The sequence below is a fragment of the Sinomonas soli genome (genome assembly GCF_054782415.1).
Map to the genome: position 1 here is coordinate 40,567 of NZ_BAAGSN010000007.1, position 20,336 is coordinate 60,902.

19 protein-coding genes and 1 tRNA gene are annotated in these 20,336 nt (G+C 72.1%); 7 read left to right on the forward strand and 13 right to left on the reverse strand.

Annotated elements, in window-relative coordinates; genetic code table 11:
* Nucleotides 1-32: 32 nt before the first annotated feature.
* Nucleotides 33-1,169, forward strand: coding sequence for an AI-2E family transporter (locus ACYVKZ_RS07890; RefSeq protein WP_460991599.1), 1,137 nt, complete (start codon nucleotides 33-35; stop codon nucleotides 1,167-1,169).
* Nucleotides 1,170-1,212: 43 nt separating this feature from the next.
* On the opposite strand, the gene ACYVKZ_RS07895 is transcribed toward ACYVKZ_RS07890, so the two are convergent.
* From ACYVKZ_RS07895 to ACYVKZ_RS07925, 7 genes are all read right to left on the reverse strand, one after another.
* Nucleotides 1,213-1,845 carry a phosphatase PAP2 family protein gene (locus ACYVKZ_RS07895; RefSeq protein ID WP_460991600.1) on the reverse strand — a complete coding sequence of 211 codons (633 nt, stop codon included), beginning with the start codon at nucleotides 1,843-1,845 and terminating at the stop codon, nucleotides 1,213-1,215.
* A gap of 74 nt (nucleotides 1,846-1,919) precedes the next feature.
* Nucleotides 1,920-3,374 carry an MFS transporter gene (locus ACYVKZ_RS07900; RefSeq protein ID WP_460991601.1) on the reverse strand — a complete coding sequence of 485 codons (1,455 nt, stop codon included), beginning with the start codon at nucleotides 3,372-3,374 and terminating at the stop codon, nucleotides 1,920-1,922.
* 112 nt (nucleotides 3,375-3,486) lie between these two features.
* Nucleotides 3,487-3,837, reverse strand: coding sequence for a hypothetical protein (locus ACYVKZ_RS07905; protein WP_460991602.1), 351 nt, complete (start codon nucleotides 3,835-3,837; stop codon nucleotides 3,487-3,489).
* 10 nt (nucleotides 3,838-3,847) lie between these two features.
* A complete protein-coding gene (locus ACYVKZ_RS07910; protein ID WP_460991603.1) occupies nucleotides 3,848-5,338 on the reverse strand; it encodes a dihydrolipoamide acetyltransferase family protein in 1,491 nt (496 codons plus the stop codon).
* 10 nt (nucleotides 5,339-5,348) lie between these two features.
* Nucleotides 5,349-6,329 (reverse strand): alpha-ketoacid dehydrogenase subunit beta, encoded by a 981-nt coding sequence (locus ACYVKZ_RS07915; protein WP_460991604.1) that lies wholly within the window; start codon nucleotides 6,327-6,329, stop codon nucleotides 5,349-5,351.
* A complete protein-coding gene (pdhA, locus tag ACYVKZ_RS07920; RefSeq protein ID WP_460991605.1) occupies nucleotides 6,329-7,561 on the reverse strand; it encodes a pyruvate dehydrogenase (acetyl-transferring) E1 component subunit alpha in 1,233 nt (410 codons plus the stop codon). Before pdhA ends, ACYVKZ_RS07915 begins: the two co-directional genes overlap by 1 nt.
* Nucleotides 7,562-7,718: 157 nt before the next feature.
* Nucleotides 7,719-8,789: a histidinol-phosphate transaminase gene (locus ACYVKZ_RS07925; RefSeq protein ID WP_460991862.1), complete on the reverse strand. Its 1,071-nt coding sequence runs from the start codon at nucleotides 8,787-8,789 to the stop codon at nucleotides 7,719-7,721.
* A gap of 154 nt (nucleotides 8,790-8,943) precedes the next feature.
* Here ACYVKZ_RS07925 and ACYVKZ_RS07930 point away from each other — a divergent pair, with 154 nt between their 5' ends.
* Complete coding sequence (locus ACYVKZ_RS07930) at nucleotides 8,944-9,369, forward strand: phage holin family protein (protein WP_460991606.1); 426 nt, start codon at nucleotides 8,944-8,946, stop codon at nucleotides 9,367-9,369.
* A 31-nt stretch (nucleotides 9,370-9,400) separates the two neighbouring features.
* Here the strand turns inward: ACYVKZ_RS07930 and ACYVKZ_RS07935 are convergent, their stop codons facing one another.
* Both ACYVKZ_RS07935 and ACYVKZ_RS07940 read right to left on the reverse strand, forming a co-directional pair.
* Nucleotides 9,401-10,792, reverse strand: a complete 1,392-nt coding sequence (locus ACYVKZ_RS07935; RefSeq protein WP_460991607.1) for a hypothetical protein — start codon at nucleotides 10,790-10,792, stop codon at nucleotides 9,401-9,403.
* Nucleotides 10,789-11,328: a hypothetical protein gene (locus ACYVKZ_RS07940; protein ID WP_460991608.1), complete on the reverse strand. Its 540-nt coding sequence runs from the start codon at nucleotides 11,326-11,328 to the stop codon at nucleotides 10,789-10,791. The genes ACYVKZ_RS07935 and ACYVKZ_RS07940 overlap by 4 nt, the downstream gene beginning before the upstream one ends.
* Nucleotides 11,329-11,512: 184 nt before the next feature.
* Between ACYVKZ_RS07940 and purB the strand changes: the two genes are divergently transcribed.
* The gene (gene purB, locus ACYVKZ_RS07945) at nucleotides 11,513-12,964 is read left to right on the forward strand and encodes an adenylosuccinate lyase (RefSeq protein WP_460991609.1); all 1,452 of its coding nucleotides are present in this window, start codon (nucleotides 11,513-11,515) and stop codon (nucleotides 12,962-12,964) included.
* An 89-nt stretch (nucleotides 12,965-13,053) separates the two neighbouring features.
* Here purB and ACYVKZ_RS07950 read toward each other — a convergent pair whose 3' ends face one another.
* Nucleotides 13,054-14,121, reverse strand: coding sequence for a YihY/virulence factor BrkB family protein (locus ACYVKZ_RS07950; protein WP_460991610.1), 1,068 nt, complete (start codon nucleotides 14,119-14,121; stop codon nucleotides 13,054-13,056).
* A gap of 94 nt (nucleotides 14,122-14,215) precedes the next feature.
* Here ACYVKZ_RS07950 and ACYVKZ_RS07955 point away from each other — a divergent pair.
* Nucleotides 14,216-14,289 (forward strand) — tRNA-Met (locus ACYVKZ_RS07955).
* 143 nt (nucleotides 14,290-14,432) lie between these two features.
* Nucleotides 14,433-15,008, forward strand: a complete 576-nt coding sequence (locus ACYVKZ_RS07960) for a hypothetical protein (RefSeq protein WP_460991611.1) — start codon at nucleotides 14,433-14,435, stop codon at nucleotides 15,006-15,008.
* Here ACYVKZ_RS07960 and ACYVKZ_RS07965 read toward each other — a convergent pair.
* Entirely contained in the window at nucleotides 15,005-16,660 is a 1,656-nt protein-coding gene (locus ACYVKZ_RS07965) for an FAD-binding dehydrogenase (protein WP_460991612.1), read from the reverse strand. The genes ACYVKZ_RS07960 and ACYVKZ_RS07965 overlap by 4 nt on opposite strands.
* A gap of 55 nt (nucleotides 16,661-16,715) precedes the next feature.
* Between ACYVKZ_RS07965 and ACYVKZ_RS07970 the strand changes: the two genes are divergently transcribed.
* Nucleotides 16,716-17,396, forward strand: coding sequence for a methyltransferase domain-containing protein (locus tag ACYVKZ_RS07970; RefSeq protein WP_460991613.1), 681 nt, complete (start codon nucleotides 16,716-16,718; stop codon nucleotides 17,394-17,396).
* Nucleotides 17,397-17,518: 122 nt separating this feature from the next.
* On the forward strand, nucleotides 17,519-17,845 hold the full coding sequence (locus ACYVKZ_RS07975) for a DUF2853 family protein (protein ID WP_460991614.1): 327 nt from the start codon (nucleotides 17,519-17,521) through the stop codon (nucleotides 17,843-17,845).
* Between the two features lie 82 nt (nucleotides 17,846-17,927).
* Here the strand turns inward: ACYVKZ_RS07975 and ACYVKZ_RS07980 are convergent, their stop codons facing one another.
* Complete coding sequence (locus ACYVKZ_RS07980) at nucleotides 17,928-19,331, reverse strand: flavin monoamine oxidase family protein (RefSeq protein WP_460991615.1); 1,404 nt, start codon at nucleotides 19,329-19,331, stop codon at nucleotides 17,928-17,930.
* Nucleotides 19,332-19,474: 143 nt separating this feature from the next.
* A complete protein-coding gene (locus ACYVKZ_RS07985; protein ID WP_460991616.1) occupies nucleotides 19,475-20,173 on the reverse strand; it encodes a TetR/AcrR family transcriptional regulator in 699 nt (232 codons plus the stop codon).
* Between the last annotated feature and the right edge of the window lie 163 nt (nucleotides 20,174-20,336).

A 20,336-nucleotide genomic window follows, 5' to 3' on the forward strand; every position in this document is an offset into this window, starting at 1 on the left:
GCTGGCCCGCCAACGACCGGAATGAGGACTGTATGTCCGAGACCCCCGCTCCCCCAGCCCGGAAGAAGCTCACCGCCCTCTGGTCCGACACGCTCGGCCGGGCCAGCATCCGCTCCGTCCAGGCCCTCACTGTCGGCGCCCTCCTCTGGGCGGTGGTGTGGGTCCTGCTCAGGATCCCCCTCGTGGTCATCCCGGTGATCATCGCGACGATCCTCGCGTGCGCGATCGTGCCCCTCGTCCGCTGGCTCTACGGCCACGGGTGGCCGCGCGCGCTGGCCGTGCTGGCCTCCTTCGTGGCCATCCTCGTCGTCTTCGGCGGGATCATCACGGGAATCGTCTTCCTCATCCGGGCCCAGGCCCACGAGCTCGCCGACCGGTTCACCTCGGGCCTCGAGCAGCTCCACGTCTTCCTCAACAACGGCCCCGCCCGGATCAGCGACCAGCAGATCACCCAGGCCCGCGACTCGATCCAGCGGTTCTTCACCTCCGGCAGCATCGGCGCCGAGGCCGTCACCGGCGCCCGCACGGCGGGCGAGATCCTCACGGCCCTCATCCTCATGGCCGTCATCCTGTTCTTCTTCCTCAAGGACGGCCGCCAGATCCTCGAGTTCGTGCTGTGGTTCATGCCCCCGGCCCACCGCGAGAAGGCCCGGCTCGCCGCCGACCGCAGTGCCCACGTCCTCGGGGGCTACGTGCGCGGCACAGTGCTGGTCGCCGCCGCGGACGCCGTCATCGTCGGCACCGGGCTGGCGGTCCTCCATGTCCCGCTCGCCCTGCCCCTGGCCGTCTTCGTGTTCATCGGCGGGTTCATCCCGATCCTCGGGGCGACGCTTGCGGGCTTCCTGGCCGTCGGGATCGCGCTCATCTCCAACGGCCCCGTCGTGGCGCTCATCGTCCTGATCGTGGTTCTGGCCGCCAACCAGATCGAGCATCACCTCCTCCAGCCGCTCCTGATGGGCCGGGTCCTCTCGATCCACGGACTGGCGATCATCCTCGCCCTCGCGTCCGGGACGATCCTGGCCGGCATCATCGGCGCCCTGCTGGCAGTGCCGGTCACGGCCGTGGCGTGGTCGATCATCAAGACGTTCACCGGCCGCGGCGGGCCGAGCGAGCCGGCCGAGCCGACCGGACCGGTCGGGGCGGACCTCGGCTCCGAGCCCGAGGGCTAGGGCTCCGGCGGCGCCGACGCCCCGCAGCCGCCCGCGCCCCCGCTCAGCCGAGCCCCAGGAACACCCGCCACAGCCCCACGATCACGACCGGCCCGAACAGGGTCCCGGTGACGACCTGGGCGAGCGTGTGGGCGCGGAGCACCACGCGGGCCCAGCCGACCGCGAGGACCACGAGGAGCAGAGGCCACCATGCGGGGCCGAACAGGACGATCACCGAGACGGCGGCCGAGGACACGGCAGCGGCGTGGCCGCTCACCTTCCACCAGATGCTCACGATCGCGAGGACGGCGATCCCAGCAATGAGCGCCAGGACCATCGCGACCACGGAGTCCGGTGCGCCCGCCCAGACGAGGACGCCGAGCCCGAGCAGCACGCAGACGATCGCCATGGCGAGCACCGGCGCGCGCTGGGACCTCTCGCTCACGTGGTGGTCGACCACCTTGCCCGCGCGCACGAGCGCGAGGAGCACCGCGAAGGGCAGCACCGATGTGAACACCAAGGCGACCGCGCCGTACCACCACGTCCCCGGCCAGCCGGGGCTCGCCGCCGGGCTCAGCAGGAGCTGGACCGCGACGGTGAACGGCGGCTGGAAGACCTCGCTGAGCGCCCGCGCGACGGCGGCGGCGGACCCCCGCGGGGACCGCGCCGGGGGCGTCGGGCGATGGCTGGCTAGCACCTTTCCAGTCTTCCATGCCCGGCCCCGCTCCCGGCTGCTCCCGGGCCGCCGCCCGGATCAGAGCGAGATCCGGATCAGGGCGAGATGTGGTCGAGGTGCCTGTTGCGGGTGTGGGGGGTGAACTGCACCAGGACGGCAGCGATCACCAGGAACACCGAGATCAGCCCGAGCGCCCCGATCACGGGCAGCATCGGCAGGATCGGAGTGATGACCATGACGCCGATGCCGCCGCCGATGTGCCCCGCGCCGTCCACCACCGCGAAGCCCGTGGTCCGCGCCCGGGTGGGGAAGGACTCGGCGGTGAGGGCGTAGGTCGGCGAGACCCACAGGTTGAAGCCGGCGAAGATGAGGATGGCGCCGATCATCGCGATCCCCACGTTGGTGCCCGCGGCGGCCACGACGAGCGAGCCGATCACGGTCACCGCGGCGCCCACGGGCAGCCAGTAGCGCCGCTCGAGCCGCTCGACGATCACGCTCATGATCGCGGCCTCGGCCACGAAGCCGAGGGTCCCGACCGCGGCGATGACCCCGGCCTCGGGCGGCGGGTAGTGCAGGGCAGCCAGGACCACGGTGAAGCCGGCCGCGAACGCGTAGACCGTGATGTACCCGATGAACCAGACGAAGAACAGCAGCACCATGCGCTTCACGTACAGCGGGTTGGTGAAGAGGTCTCGGTATGGGACGGGCGACGGCGGCCTGGTCGCCCCGTGCACGTCCGTCACCACGGGCTCGGAGAGGGGCCCGTGCTTGGCGGCGCGCGCCTCCATGTCCTTCACCACCGCATCGGCCTCGGCGAAACGGCCCTGGCCGATGAGCCAGCGCGGCGATTCGGGGAGCTCGAACCGCAGCAGCACCGCGACCGCGGCGAGGATCGCGCCGACCCCGTACATCCACCGCCACCCGGTCTCGAACCCGGGCCCGGCCGCGGCGAAGGGGAGGCCGAGCGGCCAGGGGGTGGCCGGCGTCGTGAGGATGAGGCCGAGCCAGATGCCCACGAAGGCGCCGAGCGCGGACATGATGAAGATGATCGTGGTGAACCGGGCGCGCGCATGCCGCGGGGCCATCTCGTTGATGTACGTGTTCACGATCGCGAGGTCCGCGCCGATCCCGATGCCGGTGACGGTGCGGGCGATGTTGAAGTTGGCGTAGTCGCCCACGAACGCGTTGTACAGCGAGCCCAGGCCCGTGATGAGCATCGTGATCATGAGCATGTTCCGCCGGCCGATGCGGTCCGCGATGGGGCTCAGCACGAGTGTGCCGAGAACGTAGCCGGCCAGATTGAGCAGCACCGGCAGCGGCAGCGCCTCGAGCGCCGTCTCCGGGGTGCAGCCCTTGTTGAGCTCGATGCACGTCTGGATGAACGAGACGTTGATATCGAAGATGTCGTAGAACGTGAACAGGAATCCGAGGCCGATGATCCCGATGAAGAGGTAGGAGAGGCTCCACACCTCGAGCCGCTCGAGCCGGGCGATGATCTGCTGTCCGGTCGGGGCGGCGCTCACGGATCCGGCGTCCATGGATGCAGCCACATGGATCAACCTCCCGCAGCCCAGGGGTGGTGCTCGCTGCGCCAGAGACTGCCCTGGCTGCCGCCTCCATGGTGCGCCCGGCGCCCGGCCGCCACAAGGTGCGGCGGAGCGGTCAGCCCGCGGTGCGGTCCGGGCGGACGTAGGTGAGGTCCCACGGCCGCGGCCCGCGGGAGGACTCGGCCCATCCGTCCCGGATGATCTCGGCCCGCAGCTCGGCCAGGCTCGCCTCAAGCCCCGGCGTCCAGGCCTCCTGGGGCGCGGTCCGCCCGAGCGCGGGTCCGGCGAACGTCGCCCCGCGGTACAGGATCCGCCCGTCGTCACCCCGCGCCACGAACCGCATCGGCGAACGGCCGTACTGGCTCGTGAGCGTGTAGAGGACGCGCGCCCACCAGGGCACCGACAGAGGGTCCTCGAGCTCGACCCTCAGCGTGCGCCCGGCCCCCGGGCGGTCAGCTGGCGCCACGATGCCTCCCTCAGTCGAGCAGGAGCGCCGGCTCCTCCATGATCGCCGCGACGTCGGCCATGAACCGGGCCGAGAGGTCGCCGTCCACCACGCGGTGGTCGAACGAGCCGCCGAGCGTGGTGATCCAACGCGGGATGACCTCGCCCGAGACCACCCACGGCTTCTGCCGGATCGTGCCGAACGCCACGATGGCCACCTCGCCCGGGTTGATGATCGGCGTGCCGATGTCGATCCCCAGGGCGCCGATGTTCGTGATGGTCATCGTACCGCCCTGCATGTCAGCGGGCTTGGTCTTCCCGCCGCGGGCCGTGGTCGCGAGCTCGTTGAGTGCGATCGCGAGCTCGCGGAGCGAGAGGTCCTGTGCGTCCTTGATGTTCGGCACGAGCAGCCCCCGCGGCGTCGCTGCCGCGATCCCGAGGTTCATGTAGTGCTTGATGTGGATCTCGTCGCCGCCCGGGCCGGTGACCCACTCCGAGTTGACACTCGGGTTGCGGGCCGCGGCCCAGATGACTGCCTTGGCCAGGATGAGCAGCGGGGAGACCCTGACGCCCTCGAAGTCACGGGACTTCTTGAGCCGCTGGACGAACTCCATGGTCCGCGAGGCGTCGACGTCGACGAAGATGCTCACGTGCGGGGCGCTGAAGGCCGAGTCGACCATCGCCTTCGCCGTCGCCTTGCGCACGCCGCGGACGGGGACGACCTCGATTCGGCGCTCGCTCGGCCTCTTCGTGTGGTCCCAGAACGTCGGCGCCGCGGCCTGCTCGCGCTCGCGCTGGGCCTGGTAGGACTCGAGGTCGGCCCGGGTCACCTCGCCGCGCGCACCGGTGGCCGGCACGTCCGAGAGGTTGATGCCGAGCTCCTTCGCGATCCGCCGGACCGGCGGCTTGGCGAGGACGCGGGAGAGGAGGCCGACGACGGCGTTCGGCGCCTGCGCTGCCGACGGCGCCTCCGCGGCTCCGGCGGAACGGGGGGCCCCGCCCGCTTCGCGGCGCCCAACCACACCAGGGCCCTCCGTTCCGCCTCCACCGCTCTGCGCTTGGCTCGCGGGGGGCGCCACCGTGGGGGTGGTGGGCTGATGCTGGGCGGCAGGGGTCTGGCGGCGGGGGCGGCGCTTGGCGGCGTCCGCCTTCGGGCCGGAACCGACCAGCGGGCCGCTCTCCACCCCGGGCTCCTGCATCGTCGGGACCGGGGACTCGACCGGCTCGACCGGACCGGACGGCGACGCGGGCGCGGACGGCGCGGTCCCGCCGTCGTGCGCGGCCGAGCCGCCGATCGCGATGATCGGCGTGCCCACCTCGATGGTCTCGTGCTCGCGGGCGAGGAGCTCCACCACGGTCCCGGCGTACGGGCTGGGGAGCTCGACGAGGCTCTTCGCCGTCTCGATCTCGCAGATGACGTCGTTGATGGCGACCGTCTGGCCCGGCTGGACCTTCCAGGACACGATCTCGGCCTCGGTGAGGCCCTCGCCCACGTCGGGGAGGGAGAAGATCTGCTGCGTCACGGGGCTGCTCCTAGTAGGCGAAGGCGCGGTCGAGGGCTTCGAGGACGCGGTCGATGTCCGGGAGGTAGTGCTCCTCGACCTTCGCCACGGGGTAGGGCATGTGGAAGCCGCCGACCCGGATGACCGGGGCCTCGAGCGAGAGGAAGGCGAGCTCGGCCACGCGCGAGGCGATCTCCCCGCCCATCCCGCCGAACGTCGGCGCCTCGTGCGCGACGATGAGGCGCCCGGTCTTGGTCACGGACGCGAGGATGGCATCGAAGTCGATCGGGGAGATCGAGCGCAGGTCGATGACCTCGACGCTGTGCCCGTCCTCGGCGGAGGCCTCGGCGGCCGCGAGCGCGACCGGGACCAGCGGGCCCCACGCGACGACGGTCGCGTCGGTGCCCTCGCGGACCACGTGGGCCCGGAACGGGTCCGCGCTCGCGCCGGGGTCCTCGGTGTCCACCTCGCCCTTGAGCCAGTAGCGGCGCTTGGGCTCGAAGACGATCACCGGGTCCTCGCACGCGATGGCCTGCTGGGTCATCCAGTAGGCGTCGTGGGCGTTGGAGGGGGTGACGATCCGCAGGCCGGCGGTGTGCGCGAAGAGCGCCTCGGGGGACTCGGAGTGGTGCTCGACCGAGCCGATGCCGCCGCCGTAGGGGATGCGGATGGTCACCGGGACCGTGAGCTGTCCGTTGCTGCGGGCGTGCATCTTGGCCAGCTGGGTCGTGATCTGGTTGAAGCCGGGGAACACGAACCCGTCGAACTGGATCTCGGCGACGGGGCGGTAGCCGCGCAGGGACAGGCCAATGCTCGTGCCGATGATGCCGGACTCCGCGAGCGGGCTGTCGACCACGCGGTCGGGGCCGAAGTCGGCCTTGAGGCCCTCCGTCACGCGGTACACCCCACCGAGGGTGCCGATGTCCTCACCCATGAGCAGGACGCTCTCGTCCTGCTCGAGCGCGGCGCGCAGGCCTGCGTTGATCGCCTTGGCGATGGTCATGGTGGGCATCAGCGGCCGCCTTCTCTCGTCGCCTCGGCGTCTGCGTCTGCGTCCGCGAAGCCTGCCTCGTACTGGCGGTGCCACGCGAGTTCCTGCTCCACGAGCGGGTGGGGCTCGGCATAGACGTTCGCGAACGCGTCCGCCAGGTTCGGCGCGGTGAAGCCGAGGATGTCGGCCCGGGCCTTGGTGGCGAGCGCGTCGCCGTCCGCGGCGACCTGCTCGAAGAACGCCTCGTCGGCGATGCCCTCGGTGCGCAGGTGCTTCTCGAACCGGGCGAGCGGGTCCTTGGCGAGCCAGGCCTGCTCCTCGTCGCTGAGGCGGTACTTCGTGGGGTCGTCCGCGGTCGTGTGGGCGCCCTGCCGGTAGGTGTACGCCTCGACGAGGACCGGACCCTTGCCGGAGCGGGCCCGCTCGAGGGCCCATTGTGTCACCGCGTACACGGCGAGCACGTCATTGCCGTCCACGCGCACGCCCGGGAAGCCGTAGCCCTTGGCGCGGTTGAAGAGCGGGATCCTTGACTGCACCTCGGCGGGGACGGAGATGGCCCACTGGTTGTTCTGGCAGAAGAAGACCACGGGTGCCTTGAAGCTCGCGGCGAAGACCATCGACTCGTGCACGTCGCCCTCGGAGCTCGCGCCGTCGCCGAAGTAGGCCACGACGGCCCCGGGGTCGCCCCCCTGCTCGCCGCGGGCCGCGGCCCGGGCCTGGTCGCGCTGCATGCCCATGGCATAGCCCACTGCGTGGGGCGTCTGGGCGGCGAGGACGAGTGTGTACAGGTGGAAGCCGGTGGCGCGGGGATCCCAGCCGCCGTTCGAGAGGCCGCGGAAGAGGCGCAGGAGTTCGGCGAGATCCACGCCGCGGGTGAGGGCTACCCCGTGCTCGCGGTAGGTGGGGAAGACGTAGTCCTGGGCCTGGGTGGCCGTGCCGGAGCCGATCTGGGCGCCCTCCTGCCCGCGCAGCGGGACCCAGAGCGCGAGCTGCCCCTGCCGTTGGAGCGCGGTGGCCTCGGTGTCGAAGCGCCGGATCATGGCCATCTGCCGGTACATGTCCAGAAGGGAATCTTTGCTCAGGCCCTTGATGGATTCCGCGAGCTTCGAGTCGGACCGGAAGCGCCCGTCCTCGTCGAGGAGCTGGACCATGGCGCCGTGCCCCTCAGCGCCGTCATGGGCGTGGGCCTCGAGCTCCATCGCGAGCTCGTCGGGGATGTCGCTGAACTCGGTGGTGGGAAGTTCTACTCCCATACCGCCTCCTCGCCTTCCGTGGGGACCGATCCCGGAGCACCGGGCGGTGGGCCGGCACATATTCCCCGTCAGGAATGCATTCTCATGCCGGAATATAGGGGACGGCCCAGCTGACACTCTACCGAGAGGAGCTGGGCCGCCGCGAAGTGGAATTCTTCTAGGAAGACTGCGGCACCTTTGTGAATGCCCTACAGAGCTCGAGGAAGCGCGAGTTGGCCTCGGACTCGCCGATGCTCACCCGGACGCCCTCGGTCCCGAAGGCCCGCACCGAGAGGGCCTGCGCCGCCGCCAGCTGGGAGAACTCGGGCGTCGCGTCGCCGAGCGCGAGCCAGACGAAGTTGCCCTGGGCGTCCGGGACGTCCCAGCCGAGCTCGCGCAGGCCCGCCGTGACGCGGTCCCGCTCGTCCACGAGCGTTTGTACCCTTCCTACAACCTCGCCGAAGTGTTCGAGCGAGGCCACGGCCGCGGCCTCGGCGATCGAGGAGACGGCGAAGGGCACGGCCGCGACCCGCAGGTACTGGGTCACCTCCGGGTGCGAGATCGAGTAGCCGACCCGCAGCCCGGCGAGGCCGTGGGCCTTGGAGAACGTCCGCAGCACCACGACGTTCGGGTACTTCCGGTAGAGCTCGATCCCGTCCACAGCCTCCGGATCGCGGACGAACTCCTGGTAGGCCTCGTCCACCACGATCAGGACGCTTCCCGGGACCGACTCGATGAAGCGCTCCGTCTCGGCGCGGCGCAGGGCCGGACCGGTCGGGTTGTTGGGGGTGCACAGCAGCACGACCTTGGTCCGCTCGGTGACCGCGGCAGCCATCGCGTCCAGGTCGTGGCGGCCGTCGGCCAGCACCGGCACCTGGACGCTGCGCGCCCCGGCCAGGCCCACCGAGATGGGATAGGCCTCGAACGAGCGCCACGCGTAGACGACCTCGTCCTCGGTGCCGTCGTCCTGCTGGCCCGCGAAGGCCGCGAGGATCTGGTTCAGGGCGCCGAGGCTGCCGCCCCCGGTGACGATGTCATCGGCCGGGACGTCCAGGAACCCGGCCAGCGCGGTGCGCAGGCGCGTGGACACGGCGTCGGGGTAGCGGTTCACCGCCGACTCGTGGGCGATCGCCTCGACCACCGCGGGGAGCGGGCCGAGCGGGTTCTCGTTGGAGGACAGCTTGTAGCTCGTGAGGCCTTCCACGGGTGCGGGAGGGCGCCCAGCGGCGTACTGGGGGAGCCGGTCCATGACGGGTCGGGGGGTGACGCCCGTGGTGCCGGCCGCGACGGCGGCGGCGTCGGTGCCGTCGTGCTCGTTCAGCGGTGAAGTCATGCCCTACAGCCTAGCCGCCGCCCTCCTGGCGTGCGCGGCGCGAGGGCAGGGGCTGTGGGAGCATAGGCGCATGATGCGCTTCCTGCTGCACGTCATCGTCAGCGCACTGGCCCTCTGGGTGGCGGCGTGGGTTTTGCCCGGCATGGACATCACCACCACCGCAGCCGCGGGCGCGGCGGCGAATGCCGGAGCCGGCACCGCGAGCAACACGGTGGGGATCGTGCTCGGCTACCTCTTCCTCGGGCTCATCTTCGGGCTGGTCAACGCGGTGGTGAAGCCGATCGTGAGCTTCCTGTCCCTGCCTGTCACGTGCCTGACCCTGGGCCTGTTCGCGCTCGTGGTCAATGCGGCGATGCTCGGGCTCACCGCGTGGATCTCGGGCTACACGCCGGTGCACCTCACCCTGGACTCGTTCGTGACCGCACTCCTCGGGGCCATCATCGTCGCCGTCGTCTCGGCCCTCACCGGCTGGGCCGTGGGCCTGCGGAAGGACTAGAGGGGCGCGGCGTCCGCCTCCTCGCGCTGGGCTAGCCGGGTCCGGACGACGGCGCCCGGGGCGCCCAGGGGGCCTGGGGCACCTTCGGATCGGTGCCCGTGTAGATGAAGCGTTCGCGCCTGCGCCCGGCCCCGGCGGCGCCCGCCGCACCGATCACGCCTGTTCCGATCGTCGCGCCCAGCATCAGGGCATAGCCGCGGACGGACGGATCCTGGGAGGCATCGAGCGCCCGGGCGTCCGCAGCGTAGCGCGTGACGTCGTGGGCAGCGATCGGCCCCCAGTCTCCGTCGGCCGGCGGGGTGCGGACCGCCACGACGTTGGGCTGCGACGCCGGCCGCATGCCCGACAGGGAGGGGACCACGTCGTTCTCGTTGGACACGGCCAGGACCGCGACGTCGTCCGGCATCCGGAACCCTGAGGGGACCCCGCCGAGGAGGGTCACTGCGGCCACGGGGTAGCGGGAGCGGAAGTCCTCGTCCTCGAGGAGGCCGAGGACGTGCAGCGAGCCCTGGCTGTGGGCGTTGAAGACCAAAGAGTCCCCGGCCCCGAGCTTCTGGTCGGCCAGGGCGTGCTCGATCAGCTGCCGGGCATGGCTGTCGCCGCCGGCCATGCCGTCCAGGTTGCCCTCGATGTCGAAGACGCCGCCTCCGGGATCGTCCGGAGACCACGACTGGGTGCCCGGGACCGTGACCACCACGGCGGTGGAGCCGTCCCCGCGGGGGATGCGCTCCACGAGGAGCGAGGACGGCGGCACCGGAGTGCCGTCCTCGAGCGGCGCCGCCCCCTGCGCCTTGCGCAGGCTCTCCCCCGCGTACGCGAAGGTCGAGGCATCGGTGCTCCCGGCGGCCACCTCGGTGCGGGTGACGCCGATCGGGTCCCGGCCGGTGCCCGCGGGCACCCAGGGAGCTGCCCAGGGCCCGACCAGCGGCAGGGCCGGCATCACGGAGGCGAGTCCGCGCACGGCCGCCGCGCCGGTCCTGCCGGGTGGCCCGAACGTCCCCGGCGGGATGCCGAGGAGGGAGCCGGGCGAACCGAGGCCTGCCACGAGGGCCCCCGTGGCCCAGGGGAGGACCCCCGTCCTGGCCGCGGCCCGTCCCTCCGCCGCGAGGTAGCCGGCCTCCGCGGCGGCGACCCCCTCCTTCGCTCCGCGGAGGTCCAGCGCCGCGCGCATCGCGCGGCCCACGAGCTCGGCGGCGCGGGAGTCGAAGGCGGCAGCAGCCGGGCTGCCGGCGCAGGCTCCGCGCCACGCGGCGCCCCGCGCCGACTCCAGCCGGGCCGCCAGGGCGTCGGCGAAGGACGCCGCGGCAGCGAGGGAGGCTGCGGCCTCCTCGAGCGCCTCGGTGTTCACGCGGAACGCCTCTCCGCCGGTGACCGTGAATGTGGACGGATCGCGCGCCGCCCCGCCTGCTCCGTCCCCGCTCATCGGCAGACCGTCCCGGGCCCCGGCGCCGCGGCCCCGTCCGGGAGACCGCGCGCGAACACGGGCCCCTCCGGCACAGGGAGCCTCAGAACCGGAGCGCGTGAGGGCAGGGGTGCGATGGGGCCCGTCGGTCCGTCGACGACGAGGCCCCTCGGCGCCGCCCCGACACCGGGGGACGCGAGGGGCGAGGCAGCCCCCTGGCAGCCGCCGGCCTCGGACTGCAGGGACGCCGCGACCAGCGCGAGGCCCGTCAGCGCGGTGGCGATCGCCGCGAGCTGGGCCGTGAGCGAGGCGACGGTCCCCTTGAAGGCGGCCGCGGCGGGCCCCTCCCAGTCGGCGGCGCCCGCGCGGGCCACGGCGGTGCGGGCCCCCTCGCACTCCTCGTGGGCGGCGGCGAGCTGGGCCGCCGCGGCCCCGAGTTCCGCCTCGTCGTGCCCGCACGGACCGCCCGGGCCGGCCGGCCGGTCGGATCCCGGTCCCCCGCCAAGGCCCGAGGCGGGCCCCCACCCGCTGAAGCCGCCGCCCGTCGTCCCCGCCATGGCCCCTCCCCCGCTTCCGGCGCTCCGCCGGCGCCGCCTGCCACGACGCTAGGCGCGCCGGATCTCCCGAGGCGACCGGCCGGCGTCGTATGTGGACAACGCGCCGGCTCACTGCGCAGGTGCGCGGCGGCGGCCCCGCCGCCGCTCGTCACGGCCTGCGGGGCGCCGCGCCCGGCATGGAAGAATGGAGGCCATGGCTGATTCCCCCTCGCGCATCCCGTCCGGACGTCTCTCCCTGGCCGTGGCCGGCGAGGACGCCGGCAGGCCGATCGCTCTCGGGCCGCTCGACGGCCGCTACCGCCCCGCCGTCGCGCCGCTGGTCGACTACCTGTCCGAGGCCGCCCTGAACCGGGACCGCGTCGCCGTCGAGGTCGAATGGCTCATCCACCTCACGAAGAACTCCGTGCTGCCCGGAGCGGGACCGCTCACGGCCGAGCAGGAGTCCGGGCTGCGGGCGATCGTCACCGAGTTCGACGCCGCCTCCGTGTCCGAGCTGGCCGAGATCGAGGCCGTCACGGTCCACGATGTCAAGGCCGTCGAGTACTACATCGGCCGCCGCCTCGAGGGCCTCGGCATCAAGGACCTGACCCCGATGGTGCACTTCGGCTGCACCTCGGAGGACATCAACAACCTCTCCTACGCCCTCGGGATCAAGGGCGCCGTGGAGGACGTCTGGCTGCCGGCCGCCCGCGCCCTCGTGGAGCAGGTCGCGCAGATGGCGCGGGCCAACCGCGACGTGCCGATGCTCTCGCGCACCCACGGCCAGCCCGCCACGCCCACGTCCCTCGGCAAGGAGCTCGCGGTGGTCGCCCACCGGCTCACCCGCCAGCTCGACCGCATTGCCCGCACCGAGTACCTGGGCAAGATCAACGGCGCGACCGGCACCTACGCCGCGCACTACGCCTCCGTGCCCGGCGCGGACTGGCAGCAGGTCTCCCGGACCTTCGTGGAGGGGCTCGGCCTCACCTGGAACCCGCTGACCACGCAGATCGAGAGCCACGACTGGCAGGCCGAGCTCTACGCGGACATGGCCCGCTTCAACCGGATCCTGCACAACGTGTGCACGGACATCTGGAGCTACATCTCGATCGGCTACTTCATCCAGATCCCGGTCGCCGGCGCCACCGGCTCCTCGACGATGCCGCACAAGGTGAACCCGATCCGCTTCGAGAACGCCGAGGCGAACCTCGAGATCTCCTCGGCGCTGCTCGACACCCTCGGCGCGACGCTCGTGACCTCGCGCTGGCAGCGCGACCTGACCGACTCGTCCTCGCAGCGCAACATCGGTGTGGCGTTCGGCCACTCCCTGCTGGCGATCTCGAACGTGGCCAAGGGCCTCGAGCGGCTCGACGTCGCCGAGGACGTGCTCGCCGCCGACCTCGACACGAACTGGGAGGTCCTCGCCGAGGCCATCCAGATGGTGATGCGCGCCGAGGCGATCGCCGGGGTCCCCGGGATGGACAACCCCTACGAGCGGCTCAAGGACCTCACCCGCGGCCACCGCGTCGACGCCGCGCGCATGAAGGAGTTCGTCTCCGGCCTGGGCCTCTCGGCGGACGCCGAGGCGCGCCTGCTGGCCCTCACCCCCGCCACGTACAACGGGGTGGCGGGCCGGCTCGTCGACCACCTCGGCTAGCCTCGCGCCCTCTCCGCGCAACGACGGCGCGCCGGCACCCTGCGGTGTCGGCGCGCCGTCGGCGTCTGTGGGCCTAGGCGGCTCCCGGCCTACTCATTCGGGCGGGCGAGCCCCTGCCGCAGCTCGCGCGCCTTGCGGATGTCCTCCAGGGCGACCTTCTGCTTCTTCTCGATCTGGGCGGTGTCCTTGGGGGGCAGCTGGATCGACTCCTCCGCCCCGATCCCGGCCTGGAGCTCGCGGCCGCGCTCGGTCTCGGCGTCGAACTCGGCGCCGAAGAGCAGCGACATGTTCACGAGCCAGAGCCACAGCAGCAGGATGATCACGCTGCCGAGCGCCCCGTAGGTCTTGTTGTAGTGGCCGAAGTTGGCCACGTAGAACCCGAAGCCGGCGGTCGTCACGGCGAGCACGAGCAGGGCGATGAACGAGCCGGCCGTGACCCAGCGGAACTTGGGCTGCTTCACGTTGGGGGTGAAGTAGTAGAGGGTCGCGATGAGGACGATGACGAGGGCCAGCAGGACCGGCCACTTGGCGATGTTCCAGACCATGACGGCCACCCCGCCGAGCCCGATCACGTTGCCCACGGCCTCCGCGACGGGACCGCTCAGCACGAGCATGGCGGAGACGATCGCCACGAGGATCACCGAGGCGATCGTCACGGCCAGCATGGTGCCGCGGAGCCGGAGGAAGCCGCGGCCCTCCCCGATCTCATAGATGCGGTTCATGGCGCGCCCGAACGCGCCCACGTAGCCCGACGCGGACCAGAGGGCGCCGAGGATGCCGCCGATAAGGGCGAGGCCGGCCGCCGGGCTCTTCACGAGTTCCTCGACCGGCCCCCGGACCGTGTCCGCCGCGGCGCCCGGGGCCACCGACTGGACGATGTCCATCATCCCGTTCACGGTCGTCTCGGCCTGTCCGAACAGCCCGAGGATCGAGACGAGGGCGAGGAGGGCCGGGAACAGGGAGAGCACCGCGTAGTAGGTCAGCGACGCCGCGAGGTCCGGGCAGGCGTCGTTGCTGAACTCGCGGAAGGTCTTCAGGGCGATGTACTTCCAGGAAGGCTTGGTGACGTCGCGGATGCGTTCCGGCTTCGACTCGTCCTCAGGCGGCGGGGCCGAGGACTCCTTCTGCGCGGTCTGGGCAGCGTTCTGGTCGGTCATGCGCGCTCCTTACCCCGGTAGGGCGGGAAGCAATCGGGTGTCCTGGGCGCCGATTTCGTCCCGGCCCGCCGGGCGTGTAAAGTAGATCAAGCGCCGCGGGGTGGAGCAGTTCGGTAGCTCGCTGGGCTCATAACCCAGAGGTCGTAGGTTCAAATCCTGCCCCCGCAACTCGCGAAGGCCCCCGGTCCCCTCGGACCGGGGGCCTTTTCCATGCGTGCCTGCACCCGCCAAGCCTGTGTCTGCGGCGGCAGGGAGGCCTACCATGGGAGGGGCTGGCCCCATCGCGGGACTTCCCTCCTCAGGTGATCGGCATGTCGGACTCCGAAGAACATCGTCCCCCGTCGTGGTGGAGCACCCTTCCCGGGATTCTCACCGGCGTGGCCGCGCTGATCACCGCCCTCGCCGGGCTGTTCTTCGGCCTCGTCCAGCTCAACTCGCAGGCGGCACCCACCACCACGGCGGTGAAGAGCGCAGCGGCCGCCAGTCCGGAGCGCACAGCCGGCGGAGGCTCCGCCGCTGGGGCAGCGGCCTCCTCACAACCCGTTGCCGCCGTCCACGTCACGAACCAGCCCCAGCGCGTGGGAGACCTCGAGTACACGGTGGTGAGCGCAACGGCCAGGTCCGATGCCGACGGCATGAGCGCGCTCGAGTTCACCGTGCGGTGCTTCAACTACGGCCGGTATGACGCCAACTTCTGGGATGCGACGTTCCGCATCGCGGCCGGTCCGGACGTCTACTCACCCACTTCGGGCCTCGACGAACTCGTCTCGTCGGAGTCGAGCAAGACGGGAGTGGTCCGGTTCGTCGTCCCCGCGAGCGCACGGTCCCTCACCCTCACGTTCAGATTCCCCTCTGGGGACCGGTCCCTCCCCGTCGCGCTCTCCTAGGCCCCGGCGGCCCGCCCCGCCACGCGCCCCGAGAAGAGGCAGCCGCCCAGAAACGTGCCCTCGAGCGCGTTGTAGCCCATCATCCCGCCGCCGCCGAAGCCGGCGGCCTCCCCCGCAGCGAACAGCCCGGGGACGGGTCTCCCCGATCGGGCCAGGCAGCGGCCGGACAGGTCGGTCTCGAGCCCGCCGAGGGTCTTGCGGGTGAGGATGTTCAGCCGCACCGCGATGAGCGGGCCGTGCTTGGGGTCCAGAATCCGGTGCGGCGCGGCCACCCGGATGAGGCGGTCCCCGAGGTACTTCCGGTGCGCGCGCAGGAACGTGACCTGGGCGTCCTTGCCGAAGGCGTTCTCGATCTCGGCGTCGCGCGCCTCGAGGACGGCCCGGACCGCGGGCTCGGACACCAGGGCGGGCTCCCCCACCCGGTTCATCCCCTCGACGAGTTCACCCAGGGTCCGGGCGACGACGAAGTCCTCGCCGTGCTCCTTGAACGCCTCGATCGGCGCCGCCGCGCCCGGCCGCAGCCGCGAGGCGAGGAGCCGGAAGTCCTTGCCCGTCAGGTCGGGATTCTGCTCGGACCCCGAGAGCGCGAACTCCTTCTCGATGATCGACTGGGTGAGCACGAACCACGAGTAGTCGTACCCTGTGGCCCGCAGGTGCTTGAGCGTCCCGAGGGTGTCGAACCCCGGGAACAGCGGCGCCGGCAGGCGCCGGCCCAGGGCGTCCAACCACACGGAGGACGGGCCCGGCAGGATCCGGATGCCGTGGTTCTCCCAGACCGGGTTCCAGTTCCGCAGCCCCTCCGTGTAGTGCCACATGCGGTCCCCGTTGATGACGCGTGCGCCGGCCGCCTCGGCGATCGGGAGCATCCGTCCGTCCACGTGGGCCGGCACGCCCGCCACCATGGTGCGCGGGGGCGTGCCGAGCCGCTCGGGCCACAGCCGCCGCACCATCTCGTGGTTCCCACCGACCCCGCCGGAGGCGATCACGACCGCCCCCGCCTCCACCTCGAACTCCCCCACCATCTGCCGGCTGCTCGCCTTCCCCCGCTCGGCGTCCGACGGCGCGAGGCGGGCTCCGCGCACGCCGGTCGCGGCGCCGTCGTGCGTCACCACCTCGTCGACCCGGTGCCGGAACAGGAAGCGGATGCGGGCGGCGTCGGCATGCGCCCGGGCGCGCCGGATGAACGGCGCGAGGACGCCGGGGCCGGTGCCCCAGGCGAGGTGGAAGCGGGGCACGGAGTTGCCGTGGCCGTCCGCGCGCCCGTCGCCGCGCTCGGCCCAGCCCACCACGGGGAAGAAGCGCACGCCCATCCCGTGCAGCCAGGCCCGCTTCTCCCCGGCGGCGAAGTCGAGGTAGGCCTCCGCCCAGAGCCTGGGCCAGTAGTCCTCGGGGCGGTCGAACTGGGCGGACCCGAACCAGTCCTGCCGGGCCAGCGCGAGCGAGTCCCGCACGCCCATGCGCCGCTGCTCGGGCGAGCCGACGAGGAAGAGGCCGCCGAGGGACCAGTGTGCCTGCCCGCCGAGCGACTGCGGCGGCTCCTGGTCGAGGACCACGACCTCCCGCCCGGCGTCGGCGGCCTCGACCGCCGCCACGAGCCCGGCAAGGCCGGCCCCGACCACGCACACGTCCGCCTGGACCGTCTGATCTGCCATGCGCCCAGCCTTTCCGTCCATCCCGCGCGCGTCAACGGTGCCGCATACTGGACCCATGTCCGGCTGCTGCGGCCCCACCCCCCGGAACACCGACCCCACGAAGTACAGCGCGGTCTTCACCTCGCGGTTCTCCCGCAGCATCGCGAGGAGGTACGAGAAGAAGGGGCTGCGTCCGGTCGAGCAGCGGATCGTCGACTTCCTGGCCGGCTCGGGGATCGAAGGTGCCCGCGTGCTCGAGATCGGCGGCGGCGCCGGCGAGATCCAGCTCGAACTCCTCCGGCGCGGCGCCGGCAGGACCGAGAACCTCGAGCTCTCCGACGCCTACGAGGCGGACGCGGCGAGGCTCCTGGCGGACGCCGGGATGACGGGCCGGGCCTCGCGCCGCCTCGGTGTGGACATCGCGGAGGCGCCCGACGCCGTCGAGCCGGCCGACGTGGTCATCCTCCATCGCGTGGTGTGCTGCTACCCCGACTACGCGCGGCTGCTCGGCGCCGCGGCCGCGCACGCCCGGCGCGCGATCGTCTTCAGCTACCCGCCCGCGAACCCCGTCACGCGGGCCGGGCTGGCGGTGGGCAACGGCCTGCTGCGCCTGGGCGGCCGGTCCTTCCGCGGCTACGCGCACTCGCCGCGGGCCATGATCGAGGTGGTGCGTGCGGCCGGCCTCGACCCGGTCTACGAGTACCGCGGGTTCGCCTGGCGAGTCTCGGGTGCCGTCCGCCGGGCCGAGACGGGCTGAACCGCCAACGGGAGCGAGCGCCCTTCCGGCGTTATCGATGCTGTCGCTCCGCGCCGCCGATCAGTAGGGTGACCGCCACGGGCCCTTCCGGACCCTGATCCGTGACCTGAAGGAGCTATCCCATGGCTGTCGACTGGGCTGAGCAGATCAAGAAATTCGCACCCGACGCCGACGACGAGGCCATTGCCGGCATCGTCCGGCACTGCGGCATCTCGCTGCGGAGCGCTGACGCGTCCCTCATCTCCTTCGGGGACAAGGCCGAGACGGACCGCGTCCGCGACGGCTTCCTGAAGAAGAAGCTCGGCCGCACCGAGGACGACGCTGACCTCGACGCGGCCATCACGTCCGTCGGCGAGAGGATGAAGGGCACCTCCCGCCGCCAGCGCCCCACGGTCTACTACCTCCTGGCGGACCACTACAACCAGCTGGACCAGTTCAGGAAGAAGTAGCCCCCGGACGACGGCGGCGGGCCGGCCTGCGTGGCCGGCCCAGCGCCGCTGTGCGCTCCGCTGTCGGTGCGGCCTCCGGCGGTCAGCGGGTCGGGGCGAGCGCGTCGATGGCCTCGCGGGCCGCGCGTCGGCCCATGCGCAGGGCGCCGTCCACGTGCTGGTAGCCCTCAGCTGCCAGGTCCGAGCAGGCCCAGTGGATCGGACCCACGGGCGTGCGCTGGTCCGCGCCGTACCGGGACAGGCCGCCGAGGTCGAAGCTCGCCGCATAGGCGCCGCGCGTCCACTCCTCCGAGCCCCAGTCCGACTCGTAGTAGACCTCGGGGGCCAGGGCCTTGTCGCCGAGGTAGTGCGCGATCGAGGCGAGGATCGCGGCCCTGCGCTCCTCGGGGGACAGACGGAACACCGCGTCGGCCTTCTCGTCGGAGACGAAGCCCACGAGGGTGCCGCGGGAGTCGCCGTGGTTCGTGTTGTCGTAGACCTCCTGCACGAGCTGGTCCGCGCCGAAGCACGTGCCGGAGAGGTTCGCCTCGCGCCAGAACGGGCGGTCATAGACCGCGTGGACCTTGACGACCAGGCCCATGGAGAGGTGCTGGTGCAGCTGGTGCTGGCGCCGCGGCAGGGCCGGGACGTAGGAGATCCGGCTGTACAGCGTGGGCGGGACCGCGAGGATCGCCCGGCGCGCGGTGACCGTGACGCGGCCGGCGGTGCCGCCGTCGGCCGTCGCGGTGACGCCCTGCTCGCCCCACTCCAGCGTGCGCACGGGGGCGCCGAGGATGACGGCGTCGCCGAGCTCGGCGCCCATGGCCTCGCTCACGGACTGCATGCCGCCGACCACACGCTTGTCGAGGATGAAGTCCTCGTCGAGGAGGTTGCTGAAGGAGCCGGCCGAGGCCGCCATGAGCACGGCCTGGAGGGCGGAGAACGCGTGGGCCGGTTTGGTCAGCATGCCGCCGGCGATGAAGAGGCCCACGAGGTTGCAGGCCTCCTCGTCGGCGGACTGCCCGCGGAGCCAGTGGTGGAAGCTGACCGTGTCGAGCTCGCGCGCCTTCGGGTGCGCCCAGGGCTCCTCGGCGCCCAGCTCGGCGGCCAGGGAGTCGAGGATGGCGGTGAGGCGCTCCACCTCGGCGAGCGTGCCCGGGGAGACCGGGAAGTCCGCGCCGGCGTAGACCGTGCGGGTGCTGTCCGGGGCGACGTAGACGTTCTCGCCCTCGCGGTAGCGCTGGAAGGTCTCCTTGCCGAGCTCGTCGACAAGGCCCAGCAGCTCGGTCTGGTCGGGGCTGATCCACTGGCCGCCGATCTCGAGGAACGCTCCGTCGATGGTGTCGCTCCAGGTGCGGCCGCCCACGCGGTCGCGCGCCTCGAGCACGACGACGCGCTGGCCCTCCTTCGCGAGGGTCCGGGCGGCCATGAGGCCGGCGGGGCCGGCACCGACGACGACGACATCGGCCTCGCGGGTCCGGGGGGCAGGAGTCTGTGGCTGGGACATGATGCTCTTCCTTCGAAAGGGAGGGTGTGGGGGAGGTCTCAAAATGAATGTAGTTCATTATCAACCGGCCGACAACCCCTCCTCTGCCCCCAGTTGAGGGGTCATGTCCCTACGTTGAGGGGTCACCTGCATCCGCCGAGCGGTCAGCCGCGGGTGGCCCGCACTGCCGCGAGCGTGCCCCGGAGGCCGGCGATGAGGGCACTGAGCCCCAGCCCGAAGGCAGCGTCCGCCGAGGCGGCACCCCTCGCCGGACGCGCGGCAACGGCGGCCGCGAAGGTGGGCGCGAGGTCGCCGCGCTCGCCGACGTCGAAGATCCCCTCCGGCGCCGAGACGTCCATGGCCGAGCCGAGCACGAACGACTCGACCGCAACGATCACATCCACCACCATGTCCTCGGGCCATCCGCCCCCGCGAAGCCCAGCGGCCACCCGCTCATACATGGCGAGGGTGTGCGGGGCTCCGGCCACCGGGAAGACCGCGATGATGGGGATGAGCGGGGGGTGCGGCGCGAACGCCGCGCGGTAGGAGTAGGCCCAGCGGGAGAGCGCGAGATCCCAGGGGTCCGTGCCGAAGCCCGAGGTGTCGATCGTCTCGCAGACGTCGTCCTGCACCCAGTTCAGGACCTCGTCCTTCGACTCCACATGGTTGTAGAGGGCCGACGGCGCGGTCTTGAGCTCGCGCGCCAGGGCCGCCATCGTGAGCCCCGGGTAACCCGCGCGGGCGACGACGGCGAGCGCCGCCGTTGTGATCTTCCCCCGCGAGAGGACGGGCCTCGGCGGACGGCCGCGGCGCCGCGGGGCGATGGGCGCGGCCTCGCGGGAGTCGGGAGCGGGGGAGTCCATGGTTCGGAGTCTAGGGGACGGCGGAGGGGCGTGGCCGCCGGCGGCCACGGCCGCGCGGCAGGGACATGACCCCTCACCCCTGGGACATGACCCCTCAACGCAGGGACATGACCCCTCAATGGGGAGGGGGTTGACCGTGGCGCAGGTCACTTGTTCTAATAAA